The organism is Streptomyces tibetensis, from assembly GCF_040647715.1.
GTDB lineage: Bacteria > Actinomycetota > Actinomycetes > Streptomycetales > Streptomycetaceae > Streptomyces > Streptomyces tibetensis_A.
In genome coordinates this window covers 84,026-97,168 of sequence record NZ_JBEZCR010000002.1, presented here as the reverse complement: position 1 = coordinate 97,168, position 13,143 = coordinate 84,026, and the positions used below count along the sequence as shown (strand labels likewise).

The following is a 13,143-nucleotide window of genomic DNA, read 5'->3' as shown; positions in this document are numbered from 1 at the left end:
CCGGCACCCGGCAAACCCCTGGCCCCTACTTGCTCCGAGCCTGCTTCGCCAGCTCCTCGTCGATCTGCTCGAACTTGTCCGCGGCCATGGTCAGGTAGTCGCCCATGCCGTCCAGGCCGTCCAGCGTGTCCTTCATGCCGCGCACGAACTCGTCGAAGTTCTCGTCGAACGCCTTCGACGAGCTCTTCGTGACGTAGCCGCCCTGGACGAGGTTGTTGATGTACTTCTTCAGGCCCTCGAGCTTCTCCTGAACCTTTTCCTTCTCCTTCACGACATGCTTCGCCGCATCGCGCATGTCCTGATATGTGACATCAAGGTCCTTGGCCATGAAGCCGCTCCCTCTCACAACGCCGCAGGGCCAACCCCCGTGGCTCCCTGTTTGCGGACTCGTCGGCCCGTAAGCCGAGTTGCCGGTCGCACGCGGCAACCGGTGTGATCGTCCGCTCTTGCGTCAGCAGCTTACGGGTGTGGCCTGTGGTGCCCCATACCCACCTTGTGAACGAGCCGTCATGAAAGCGTGTACGACGTTGCCATCGGGAACATCACGAGGCCTCCCCGCTGCCCCGCCGTCACACCGAACGGATATCGTCCCTGTACCACTGGGACCCGCGTGACCGAAGCGAGCGAGCAGGACGGCGAGCAGCACCGCGAGCGAGCAGGACTTGCCGGCAGCACCGCAAGTGACCGGCACCGCGGCGACCAGCGACAGACACCACAGCGGCCACACCGGCCCAGTGGCACGGGGAGGACAAGTCGTGCGCCTGACTCTGACCGTCGTCGACCCGTACGGCGGTGGCACCGCCGACGTCGTGCTCGATGCCGATCCTGAGTCCACCGTGGGGGACATCGCGCAGGAGCTGGCCAAGCAGGTGGGGCACAGCGGGGCGCAGGTCATCCCGCTCGGGCAGCACCGGCACGCGCCGGCCAACAACGCGCCCCTCGTGTACGTGGACGGGTACGCCGTCGATCCGGGCGCCACCGTCGTCGGATCGCCCCTGCGCGAGGGTGCCGTCGTCAGTCTTCAGGATCCGTCCGGGTGTCTGCCCGGTGAGCCCACCGGACTCGTCGAGTTGCGGGTCGTCGGCGGGCCCGCCGCCGGGTTCGTGCACCGGCTCGGCGTCGGGCGGTACGACATCGGCAGCGGGGCGGCATCGTACATCCGTATCGACGATCCCGAGGTCGAGGCCCGGGCCCTCACCCTCTCCGTCGCCACCGACGGCACCTGCCAGGTCGCCGTACACATGGACAAGGAGCACGTCACCCTCGACGGCAGCTCCCTCGCGGAGGACCAGGACAAGGAAAAGAGCGAGCCCAGCGGCAAGAAGCGCGGCAGGAAGAAGGGCCCGGAGAAGAAGGAAGAGAAGAAGGACGGTCCCACCGAGTGGCCCCTCGGCGCTCAGATCGGGCTCGGCAACACCCTTCTCGAACTCACCCGTTACACACCCCCGAACGCCGCCCTGAAGTGGTCCGACGACGGTGTCGGCCTCGACTACAACCGGCCCCCGCGGCTGCGTCCGCCCGAGCGGCAGACCAGCTTCCGGCTGCCGTCGCCGCCCCGTGAGTACGAGGCCAGGCCACTGCCCTGGCTGATGGCGCTGACGCCGCTCGTGGGTGCCGTCGTATCGGTGATGATCTTCCAGCGCTGGTACTACCTGATCATGGCGGGCCTCAGCCCGATCCTGCTCTTCGCCAACTACTACAACGACAAGAAGCACGGGCGTAAGTCGCACGCCAAGCAGGTCGAGGAGTACCAGGAGCAGAAGGAGCGGATCGAGAAGGACGCCCAGGACGCGCTCGTCGCCGAGCGGAACGACCGGCGGCAGGCCATACCCGACCCGGCGACCGTGCTCGCCCTCGGGACCGGGCCGCGTACCCGTCTGTGGGAGCGGCGGCGCACCGACCGCGACCACCTTCTGATCCGTTTCGGCACGGGGCAGTTGCCCTCCGAGGTGGTGCTCGACGACCCCGAGCAGGACGACCACCGCCGCCAGGTGACCTGGAAGATCGAGGACGCCCCGGTCGCGCTGCACCTGCGCACGCTCGGTGTCGTCGGCGTGGCCGGGCCCGGCGACTCCGCCAGGGCCCTCGGGCGCTGGGCCGTGGCGCAGACGGCGGTGCTGCACAGCCCGATGGACGTGCAGTTCTACGTGCTCAGCGACAACGCCGCGCAGGAATCCTGGGACTGGGTGCGCTGGCTGCCCCACGCCCGGCCGTCGGGCGGGCAGGACGTCAACGCGCTCATCGGGACGGACGCCGAGACCGTCGGTGCCCGCATCGGTGAGCTGACGCAGATCCTCGACGCGCGCAAGAAGGCCGCCGAGGAGAACAAGTCGCAGGGCAACTCGAGCTTCAGCGACCCGGACATCGTGGTGGTGTGGGACGGCTCGCGGCGCCTCAGGTCCCTCCCCGGCGTCGTACGGCTGCTGCGCGAAGGGCCGTCCGTGTCGATGTTCGCCATCTGCCTGGACGCCGAGGAGCGGTTCCTGCCCGGCGAGTGCCAGGCGTACGTCGTGGCCGAGCCGAAGGCCGAGGAGTACCGGCCGGCCGCCCAGCAGGTTCAGCAGCAGTCCCAGCAGGTCGCAGGCGCCTTCCCGTCCTTCCAGGCCTGGCACACCACCGCCCAGCAGCCCGAACAGGCGGAGCGCACCGAGCAGTTGCGGCTTCGCGTCGAGGAGGCCGGGTCGGAGCGCCTGAAGGACGTACGGCCCGACTTCGTCTCCGCCGCCTGGTGTCTGCGTCTGGCGCGGTCGCTGTCGCCGCTGCGGGACATCAGCGGCGAGACCGAGGACTCGGCGCTGCCCGGCTCGAGCCGGCTGCTGGACGTGCTGCAGCTGGAGCCGCCGACCAGCGACGCGATCGTGGCCCGCTGGCGGATGGGCGGGCAGTCGACGCTGGCCGTCATCGGCGAGTCGTACGACGGGCCGTTCGGCATCGACATCCGCAAGGACGGCCCGCACGGTCTGATCGCCGGTACGACCGGTTCGGGTAAGTCGGAGCTGCTGCAGACCATCGTGGCGGCGCTGGCGGTGGCGAACACGCCCGAGAACATGACGTTCGTGCTGGTCGACTACAAGGGCGGTGCGGCCTTCAAGGACTGTGTGCATCTGCCGCACACGGTCGGCATGGTGACCGACCTCGACGCCCACCTGGTGGAGCGCGCCCTGGAGTCGCTCGGTGCCGAGCTGCACCGGCGCGAGCACATCCTGGCCGCCGCCGACGCCAAGGACATCGAGGACTACCAGGATCTCGTACGCCGGGACCCCTCGCACCAGCCGGTGCCCCGACTGCTCATCGTCATCGACGAGTTCGCCTCGATGGTGCGTGACCTGCCCGACTTCGTGACGGGCCTGGTGAACATCGCCCAGCGTGGCCGTTCCCTCGGCATTCACCTGCTGCTGGCGACGCAGCGGCCGAGTGGTGTGGTGTCTCCCGAGATCCGTGCCAACACCAACCTCCGTATCGCGCTGCGGGTGACGGACGGCGGCGAGTCGTCGGACGTCATCGACTCGCCCGAGGCGGGGCACATCTCCAAGAACACCCCGGGTCGCGCGTACGCCCGGCTCGGGCACGCCTCGCTGGTGCCGTTCCAGTCCGGCCGCGTCGGTGGCCGCCGGCCCGGCGCCGCCGACCCGGCCGTGCTGATGCCCTGGGTGGGCCCGCTGACCTGGGAGGATCTGGGCCGGGCGGCGCTGGTCAAGCCGAAGGCCGAGTCCCGTGAGGACGAGGAGATCACCGACCTGAAGGTCCTCGTCGACACCATCCGCGACGCCAACAGCTCGCTCGGCATCCCGCCGCAGCACAGCCCGTGGCTGCCCGCCCTGGACGAGACGCTGCTGCTGGACGAAGTCGAGCTGCCCGCGTTCGCCGGCGGCCCCGGCAAGCTGCCCCCCGCGCCGTACGGCATCGAGGATCTCCCCGCGAGCCAGTCGCGCCGCCCGGTCGCCGTGGACTTCTCGTCCTTCGGCCACCTCATGATCGGCGGCGCCCCGCGCAGCGGCCGCTCCCAGGTACTGCGCACCCTGGCGGGTTCCATCGCCCGAACGCATTCGGTCGCCGACGTGCACCTCTACGGCATCGACTGCGGCAACGGGGCGCTCAACGCCCTGACGCGGCTGCCGCACTGCGGCGCGGTCGTGAGCCGTAACCAGACCGAGCGGGTCGTACGGCTGGTCAACCGGCTCAAGGGCGAGATGGGGCGCCGCCAGGACGTGCTGGCGGAGAAGGGCTTCGCGGACATCGGTGAGCAGCGGGCCTCGGTCGCCGAGGACGAGCGGCTGCCGCACATCGTGGTGCTGCTGGACCGCTGGGAGGGCTGGGTGCCCACGCTCGGGGAGGTCGACCACGGGTCGCTGACCGACGAGTTGCAGACGATGATGCGCGAGGGGGCGAGCGTCGGCATCCACCTGGTGCTCACGGGTGACCGCACCCTGCTGGTGGGCCGTATCGCGACGCTCACCGAGGACAAGTACGGGCTGCGGCTGTCCGACCGCAGCGACTTCTCGGCGCTCGGCATCCCGGCGCGCAAGGTGCCGGAGGAGATTCCGCCGGGCCGGGCGTTCCGCAACGAGTTCGGCACGGAGACCCAGTTCGCGCTGCTCTCGGCGGACACGACCGGCCAGGGGCAGGCCGCGGCGCTGGCGGCGATCGGCGAGGCGGCCACGGCCCGCGACGCCGACGTCCCCCGCTCACGACGGCCCTTCCGCGTCGACAGCCTGCCGAGCCGCATCTCCTTCCCGGAGGCGTGGGAGCTGCGCGACCCGGACGCGTCCCGCTCGCGCCTGTTCGGTCTGGTCGGCATCGGCGGCGACGAGATCGTCGGCTTCGGCCCCGATCTGGCGCAGGGCGTACCGGCGTTCGTCATCGCGGGCCCGGCCAAGTCCGGCCGCTCGACGGTCCTGCTGAACTTCGCCCACTCCTTCCTCTCGCAGGGCACCCGCCTGGTCGTCGCGGCCCCGCGCCAGTCCCCGCTGCGCGGGCTCGACGGCACCGAGGGCGTGCTGAAGGTCTTCACCGGTGACGACATCGACGAGGACGAGTTCGAGGAGCTGATCGACCAGGCGTCCCTGGAGGAGCCGATCGCGGTCCTGATCGACGACGGCGAGATCCTGGAGGACTGCGACGCCGAGAGCCAGATGAAGAAGCTGGTCTCGCGCGGCGCCGAACGCGGGCTCGCGCTGGTCATCGCCGGTGACGAGGAGGACGTGTGCAGCGGCTTCTCGGGCTGGCAGGTCGATGCGAAGAAGGCTCGCCGCGGCATCCTCCTCTCCCCCCAGGAGTCCTCCAGCGGCGACCTCGTCGGCGTCCGCCTCAACCGCAGCATGGTCGGCGGCCAGGTCGCCCCCGGCAAGGGCATGCTGCACCTCGGCGACGGGGAGCTGCGCACGGTCGTCATTCCGGGGTGAGGCGGCGAGCCCATGCCGCCGGAGCCCAGCCGGCCCAGCAGCCGGTAGGGCCCCACGACGGATGGTTCGTCGACGTCGAGCGGCCGCATGGACGTCGCCCCTCCCCCGGAGGCGGGCGGGGGCGTCCCCGGTCCCGGTGCGCCCGCAGAGTGGTGCGGGAGCACCGCCCGGCTCACGGCTGGAGCAGGTCCACCTTCACGTCCGCCGGGAAACCGGTTGTCGGGCCGACCCGCCGTGCGAACTCGGCGACCGCGGCCAGCTGCGGGGCGCCGAAACGGAAGTCGAGGGTCGTGAAGTAGCGGGCCAGGGTCTCCTCGTCGAAGGCCTCCCAGCGGGCGGCCTGCTCGGCGACCTTGCCGACCTCCTCCAGGGAGAGGTTGCGGGAGTCGAGGAAGGCCCCGTGCACCCGGCGGGTGATGACCGGCTCTCGCTCCAGGTAGTCGCGGCGGGCCGCCCAGACCGCGAAGACGAACGGCAGGCCCGTCCACTCCTTCCACAGCGCGCCCAGGTCGTGCACTTCCAGGCCGAAGCGGGGCCCGTCGAGCATGTTCGCCCGCAGGGCGGCGTCGCCGATGAGGACGGCGGCGTCGGCCTCCTGCATCATCAGGCTCAGGTCGGGCGGGCAGGTGTAGTAGTCCGGCTGGACGCCGTAGCGCTCGGCGAGGAGCAGCTGGGCGAGGCGGACGGAGGTGCGGGAGGTCGACCCGAGGGCGACGCGGGCGCCGTCCAGACGGTCCAGCGGGACCTGCGAGACGATCACGCAGGACATGACCGGGCCGTCGCAGCCGACGGCGATGTCGGGGAAGGCGACCAGATCGTCGGCGTGCCGGAGGAACTCGACGAGGGTGATCGGACCGATGTCGAGTTCGCCCTGCACCAGCTTCTCGCTGAGCTTCTCCGGGGTGTCCTTGGAGAGCTCGAAGTCGAGGAGCGTGCCCGTTCTCGCGAGCCCCCAGTACAGGGGCAGGCAGTTCAGGAACTGGATGTGGCCGACGCGCGGCCGGGTGCGAGGATTGTCCACATCGTGAGGCTAGCCCTCATGGCGTACGGACCGGCGCGCGACCCCGCCGTCGGGGTGCGAGGCCCTGGTGGGCGCCCCCTGCGCCAGTCGGCGGAGGGATGTTCAAACATTCGGGTGACGTGATCTTGACCCCTATTGCATTCCGGGGTCTGCGTGCTAGGCTCATCGCAAGTTGCAGTTTGGTTTCCCTTGCAGTACAGAGCCTGCGGAGCATGTGACCGCGGGCTCTCGTCATTCTCAGACATATGCACTTGTGCGGAATTCATCTTCACACTTGCTGGTTCTGGAGCAGGGCAACCCTTTTGGGCCCAAGGAGGGCTTATGGCTACCGGAACCGTGAAGTGGTTCAACGCCGAAAAGGGCTTTGGTTTCATCGCCCAGGAGGGCGGCGGCCCCGACGTCTTCGTCCACTACTCCGCGATCAACGCGAGCGGCTTCCGCTCGCTCGAGGAGAACCAGCAGGTGTCTTTCGACGTCACGCAGGGTCCGAAGGGCCCGCAGGCTGAGAACGTCACGCCGGTCTGATATGCAGTACCCAAGGAGCCCCGCGCCGCAAGGCGACGGGGCTCCTGCCCTTTCCGGGCCCTTGCGCCCGATGAATTCCCGGTGAATTCCGGCCGAAGGGCGGCACCGCGGCGCGGCGCTAGGGTCTGTGGCCATGACCGACGCCGCTGACCATGTGCATGACGCCCCTGCATTCGTGACCGAGACCCGCACCTTCTACGACACCGTGGCCGAGGAGTACGCGGTCCACTTCGACGACCTGCGGCCCGGGTCGCCACTCGACCGGGGCGTGCTGTACGGCTTCGCGGAGCTCGTGGGTGCGGGCGGCGAGGTCGCGGACCTGGGGTGCGGGCCCGGGCGGGTGACGGCGTACCTGGCGTCCCGGGGGCTGTCGGTGTTCGGGCTCGACCTGTCGGAGTCGATGCTCACGATCGCCCGCCGCGAGCACCCGGGGCTGCGGTTCGTGCGGGGCTCGATGCTGGAGCTGGACCTGCCGGACGGCTCGCTCGACGGTGTCGTGTCCTGGTACTCGATCATCCACACGCCCGAGGAGCACCTGCCCGCCCTCTTCGCCGGTTTCCACCGCGTCCTGCGCCCCGGCGGCCATCTGCTCCTCGGCTTCCAGTGCGGTGACGAGCCCCGCCACTACGAGGAGGCCTTCGGGCACCAGGTGTCCCTGACCTTCCGCCGCCGCCGGCCGGAGCGCGTCGCCGCCCTGCTGAGCGGCGCCGGCTTCACCGTCCGCGCCACGACGGTGCGGGAGCCGGACGAGGCACAGGGCGAGCCGGTCGCCCAGGCGAGCCTCGTGGCCCGCAAGCCGGCGGAGTAGGCCGCCCGGCGCACCGCCGCAGCCCCACGCGCGACGCCCCGGGCGGCTCCGTACCCGGCCACGGATGCCCCCAGGCGCACCGCGACCGCCTCACGCCCACCCCCAGGCGCACCGCGGCCGCCTCACGCCCACCCCCAGACACACCGCCGCCCGCTCACGCCCAGCCCTCAGAACGCCACCCGGCCAGGAAACACACGGACTACGGCACCCCCGCGGCATCCCTCGCCGCGATGTACCCGAACGTCATCGCCGGGCCGATCGTCGACCCCGCGCCCGCGTAGCTGTGGCCCATCACGGCCGCGCTCGCGTTGCCCGCGGCGTACAGGCCCCGGATCACCGAGCCGTCCTCCCGCAGTACCCGGGCCCGGGCGTCCGTGCGGAGGCCGCCCTTGGTGCCGAGGTCACCGGGGACGATGCGGAAGGCGTGGTACGGCGGGAGCCAGAGGGGCGCCAGACAGGAGTTCGGGACGACCGAGGGGTCCGTGTAGTAGTGGTCGTAGGCGCTGTCGCCCCGGTGGAAGTCGGGGTCCTCGCCCTGGAGCGCCTGGGCGTTGAAGCGGTTCACGCTGGTGCGCAGGGCCGCCGCCGGGACGCCCATCGAGGCCGCCAGCGCGTCCAGGGTCCACTCCTTGTGGGCGGCCCCGGAGTCGTACCAGGCGTCGGGGAAGGGCAGGGTCGGCAGGACGTCCTTGAAGAGGTACCGGTTGCGGTAGTTCTGGTCGGTGATCAGCCAGGACGGGATCGCCCCGTGCTCGTCGTACATGGTGTGCACGACGTCGCTGTAGGGCGCGGCCTCGTTGACGAAGCGCCGGCCCGCGCCGTTCACCAGCAGTCCGCCGGGCAGGGTGCGTTCGGCGAGGCAGAAGTACGGCTGTCCGGGGATCGGGATCGCCGGGCCCCACCAGGCGTCGTCCATCAGGTCGAGCGCCGCGCCCAGTCGCTCCCCCGCCCGGATGCCGTCGCCGGTGTTCTCCTTCGCCCCGACGGTCCACTCCGTGCCGATGGGCTGCCGCTGGAAGCGCTGCCGCATCGCCGCGTTGTGCTCGAAGCCGCCGGAGCCGACGATCACGCCGCGGCGGGCGCGGAGCAGTCCTGGTGCGCCGTCGCGGGTGACGACGGCTCCCGTCACGGTGCCGTTCTCGACGTGCAGGTCCGTCAGGGGCGTGTTCAGCCAGACCGGGACCCCGGCCGAGCGCAGGCCGGCCCGCAGGCCCGCGGCCAGTGCCTGGCCCATCGTCAGGGGCTTCTGGCCGAGCGTCGCAGCCTTGGCGCCGCGGGCGAGGCACTGGGCCGCGACGGCCGCACCCCGGGCGTTCACGGCGGCCAGGGCGACCCACTTGTAGTCGGCGCTGAAGACGACCATGCCGGCGGGGACGTCCATGTACGGCGGGTTGAGGTGCGCCAGCTCGGTGCCCAGGAGGTTGCCGTCGAGCTGGTCCGGTTCGATGGAGCGGCCGTTCGGCAGGCCGCCGGGCAGCTCGGGATAGTAGTCGCTGTAGCCCTCCATCCAGCGGAACCTCAGGGGGCTGTTGTCCATGACGAAGGAGATCATCGCCGGGCCGGCGGTCAGGAAGGCCCGCTGCCGGTCGGCGGGGACCTCGGGGCCGACGACCGCGGCGAGGTAGGAGGCGGCCTTCGCGGGAGTGTCCGGGACCCCGGCCGCGAGGATCACGGAGTTGTTGGGAATCCAGATCCCGGCACCGGAGCGGGCGGCCGAGCCGCCGAAGGTCGGGGCCTTCTCCACGACGACGCAGCTCAGGCCCTGGCGCGCGGCCGTCAGCGCCGCGGTCATGCCGGCGGCGCCGGAGCCGATGACGACGACGTCGTACGTGCCGAGCGGCGGTAAGTCGGCTGCCCGGGCGCCTTGTTGCACTCCCGCGGCGACCGCGAGCCCGGCACCGGCGGCCCCGGCCAGCAGTCGTCTTCGGGACGGGGATCCGACGGTGCCCGGGGTGTCCGTGGGTGTGGTCATGGCCGCTCCAGCCCGACGAGAACGCGAAAGGGGTGGGGAATGTCGCGCGGGGCCCTTGCGAAGTCAAGACCCGTGCGGCACCCATCACGCGTCCGCCACGCGAACCCTGCGGCGGGGCAACGCCCTTCTTTCAGGGGCGCGGGGAACTGCGCGATCAGCCACCGGCGGCCTGCGGCCGCCGACGAAGAGGGACCCCGCACCCCGGATTCGACGCCACACGCGCCGCCGCCGTTACTCCAGGCCGATGGCCGCGCAGTCCGCCTTGTACTTCGGGGTGCAGATGTCCTTGACGGTGTACACGCCGTCGGTGATCACCGTGTCCTTGATGTTGTCCTTGGTGAGGGCGACCACCGGCACCAGCATCGCCGGGATGTTCTTCTGCGTCGGGCTGTCGACCGTCTCCCGGGTCAGCGCGGCGAACTCGATCGCCCGGTTCTGGACCTTGGCCACCGCGATCTTCGCGGCGTTGGTCGCCTCCAGCAGGAAGGACTTGTACACGGTCATGTACTGCTCGCCCGCGACGATCCGCTGCACCGCGTCGAGGTTGGCGTCCTGCCCGGTGACCGGCGGCATCCTGGTGGCTCCGGCCTCCTTCAGCGCCTCGATGACGGCGCCGGCCATGCCGTCGTTGGCCGAGTAGACGGCGGCGATGTTGTTCAGCCCGACCTTCTGGATCGCCTTCTTCATGTTGGCCTTGGCGATCGCGGGCTTCCACTCCTTGGTGTCGTACTGCGCGGCGATGTCGACCTGGCCCTGGAGTTCGCTGAGCGCGCCGTCCTTGAAGCGTGCGGTGTTGGGGTCCGCGGGGTCCCCGTTCATCATGACGACCTTGCTCTTCTCGGCCTTGTCGCCGAGTTCCCCCATGATGGCGCGGCCCTGCACCTGGCCGACGAGTTCGTTGTCGTGGGAGACGTAGGCGTCGATGGGGCCCTCGGCGAGCCGGTCGTAGGCGATGACCGGGATGCCGGCGTCCCTGGCCTTCTGCACGTCGGTGGCGATGCTCTTGGAGTTCAGTGCGTCGACGAGGATGACGTCCACCCTGTCGGCGATCATCTTCTGGAACTGCTCGCTCTGTCTGGCCACGCTCGCCTCGGCGTTGGCGTAGCGGACCGTGCCCTTGTTCTCCGTGAGGGACGCGACCTCCTGCTTGATCAGCGGGTAGTCGAACTTCTCGAAGCGTGCCGTGTCCCGGTCGGGCAGCAACAGGCCCACCGTGATGTCGTTGCCCTTCTTGGCGGCGGCGTCGTCACTCCCGCCGTCGCCGCAGGCGGCGAGGGACAGGGCCGACACGGAGACCGCCAGGGCGATGGAGAGGCGCCGCACGGTGGCCTGACGGGTGTTACGCGGTATCACTGGTGGTGCCTTCCGATGGGGGGAGCATCGTGACGAGGTGGTCGAAAGCCAACGGGCAGACGCCGTGCGTCGTCAAGAAGCACGTGTGAAGACATCGCAAAGGTGAATCACCGGGCGTACAGACCCTCTACTTCCGTGGCGAACGCGCGCAGCACGGCCTCCCTGCGGAGCTTCATCGACGGGGTGAGATGGCCCGCCTCCTCCGTGAAGTCCTGGGGGAGGATGGCGAAGCGGCGGATCGACTCCGGGCGGGAGACCAGCTTGTTGGCCTCGTCGACGGCGCGTTGCAGGACGGCGCGCAGTTCCTCGTCGTCGACGAGGAGGGCGGCCGGTACGGGGTGTTTGCCGTTCATCTGGCGCCAGTGGGTGATGCCCTCCGGGTCGAGGGTGATCAGGGCGGAGACGAAGGGCCGTCCGTCGCCCAGGACCAGGCACTGGGAGATCAGTGGGTGCGAGCGCAGCCAGTTCTCCAGCGGGGCCGGGGCGACGGACTTGCCGCCGGCGGTGATCAGCAGTTCCTTCTTGCGGCCGGTGATCGTCAGGTAGCCCTCGTCGTCCAGTTCGCCGAGGTCGCCGGTGGCGAGCCAGCCGTCGGGGGCGGCGGGGACGACGCCGCCGGCCTGCGGGTCCCAGTAGCCGCGCAGCACGTGGTCGCCGCCGACGAGGATCTCCCCGTCGGCGGCGATGCGCACGCGGGTGCCGGGCAGCGGCCAGCCGACGGTGCCGAGCCGGGGTTTCAGGGGCGGGGTGACGGTGCTCGCGCCGGTGGTCTCCGTCAGGCCGTAGCCCTCGAAGATCTCGATGCCGGCACCGGCGTAGAACGCGGCGAGGCGGCGGCCGAGCGGGGAGCCGCCGCAGATGGCGTAGCGGACTCTGCCGCCCATGGCGTTGCGCAGGCGGCGGTAGACCAGGGGGTCGTAGAAGGCCCGGGCGGTCTTCAGGGCGCGGGTGGGGCCGGGCCCGGTGCCGGTCTGCTGGGCCTCCAGGGCCTCTCCGTAGCGTTGCGCCACGGCCACCGCCCGGTCGAACGACGAGGCCCTGCCGCCCGCCTCGGCCTTGGCGCGGGCCGAGTTGAAGACCTTCTCCAGCATGTACGGGATGGCCAGCAGACAGGTCGGCCGGAAGCTGGCGAGGTCCGGCAGCAGGTGGTCGGCCTTGATGCTCGGCGCGTGGCCGAGCCGGACGCGGGCGCGGATGCAGGCGATGGCGACCATGCGGCCGAAGACGTGGGACATCGGCAGGAACAGCAGGACGGAGGCCTCTTCGCTGGTCCTGGCCCGGAAGACGGGGTAGAGCAGCTCGATGGCGTTGTCGACCTCGGCGAAGAAGTTGCCGTGGGTGAGCGCGCAGCCCTTGGGGCGGCCCGTGGTGCCGGAGGTGTAGACGAGGGTGGCGAGGGTGTCGGGGCCGAGCATGCCGCGCCGCACCTCGACCTCCTGGTCGGGCAGGTGGGCCCCGGCTTCCGCGAGCCGGTTCACATGACCCTTCTCCACGACCCACATGTGCTGCAGGTCGGGCAGGCGTTCCCGCTCGGGGCCGAGGGCGGCGGCCTGCGCGGCGGTCTCGGTGACCAGGGCGACCGCGCCGGAGTCCTGGAGGATCCAGCGGGCCTGGAAGACGGAGGAGGTGGGGTAGACGGGGACGGTGACCAGTCCGGCCGCCCAGGCGGCGAAGTCGAGGACGGTCCACTCGTAGATGGTGCGGGCCATCACGGCGATCCGGTCGCCCGGCATCAGGCCCTCGGCGATCAGGCCCTTCGCCACGGCCCGCACCTGGTCGGCGAACTGCGCCGCCGTGACGTCGCTCCAGTTGCCGTCGGCGTTCTTGCGGCTGAGTGCCACGGCGTCCGGATGCGCGCTCGCGTTGTCGAAGGGCAGGTCGGCGAGCGAGCCGTGGGTCCACGGCGGGGCCAGCGGCGGGACGGAGGCCTCCCGGACCGCCCCGTCCAGCCTCCGTACCTCGGGCTCGACGAGCCTCGGCCCCCCGTACGCGCCGCCGTAGGCGGAGGAGGGATACGCAGTGGACACGGGCGGCTCCTGGGGCGTGCAGCGAAGGACTGCTT

8 protein-coding genes are annotated in these 13,143 nt (G+C 70.9%); 3 read left to right on the top strand and 5 right to left on the bottom strand.

The window, feature by feature from the left end:
* Window positions 1–25: 25 nt before the first annotated feature.
* Window positions 26–328: a WXG100 family type VII secretion target gene (locus AB0B29_RS05035; RefSeq protein WP_104787347.1), complete on the bottom strand. Its 303-nt coding sequence runs from the start codon at window positions 326–328 to the stop codon at window positions 26–28.
* A 427-nt stretch (window positions 329–755) separates the two neighbouring features.
* On the opposite strand from AB0B29_RS05035, the gene AB0B29_RS05030 reads away from it, so the two are divergent.
* Window positions 756–5,402, top strand: coding sequence for an FtsK/SpoIIIE domain-containing protein (locus AB0B29_RS05030; protein ID WP_362234152.1), 4,647 nt, complete (start codon window positions 756–758; stop codon window positions 5,400–5,402).
* Between the two features lie 172 nt (window positions 5,403–5,574).
* Here AB0B29_RS05030 and AB0B29_RS05025 read toward each other — a convergent pair whose 3' ends face one another.
* A complete protein-coding gene (locus AB0B29_RS05025) occupies window positions 5,575–6,423 on the bottom strand; it encodes a menaquinone biosynthetic enzyme MqnA/MqnD family protein (protein ID WP_362234149.1) in 849 nt (282 codons plus the stop codon).
* Window positions 6,424–6,744: 321 nt separating this feature from the next.
* Here AB0B29_RS05025 and AB0B29_RS05020 point away from each other — a divergent pair, with 321 nt between their 5' ends.
* Together AB0B29_RS05020 and AB0B29_RS05015 are read left to right on the top strand one after the other, a co-directional pair.
* Complete coding sequence (locus AB0B29_RS05020) at window positions 6,745–6,948, top strand: cold-shock protein (protein WP_003992177.1); 204 nt, start codon at window positions 6,745–6,747, stop codon at window positions 6,946–6,948.
* A 133-nt stretch (window positions 6,949–7,081) separates the two neighbouring features.
* On the top strand, window positions 7,082–7,756 hold the full coding sequence (locus AB0B29_RS05015; protein ID WP_362234146.1) for a class I SAM-dependent methyltransferase: 675 nt from the start codon (window positions 7,082–7,084) through the stop codon (window positions 7,754–7,756).
* A gap of 199 nt (window positions 7,757–7,955) precedes the next feature.
* On the opposite strand, the gene kstD is transcribed toward AB0B29_RS05015, so the two are convergent.
* The 3 genes from kstD to AB0B29_RS05000 form a co-directional block, all read right to left on the bottom strand.
* Entirely contained in the window at window positions 7,956–9,728 is a 1,773-nt protein-coding gene (gene kstD / locus AB0B29_RS05010) for a 3-oxosteroid 1-dehydrogenase (protein WP_362234144.1), read from the bottom strand.
* Between the two features lie 231 nt (window positions 9,729–9,959).
* Window positions 9,960–11,081, bottom strand: coding sequence for a sugar ABC transporter substrate-binding protein (locus AB0B29_RS05005; RefSeq protein ID WP_362234141.1), 1,122 nt, complete (start codon window positions 11,079–11,081; stop codon window positions 9,960–9,962).
* A 107-nt stretch (window positions 11,082–11,188) separates the two neighbouring features.
* Entirely contained in the window at window positions 11,189–13,108 is a 1,920-nt protein-coding gene (locus AB0B29_RS05000) for an AMP-dependent synthetase/ligase (protein ID WP_362234139.1), read from the bottom strand.
* Between the last annotated feature and the right edge of the window lie 35 nt (window positions 13,109–13,143).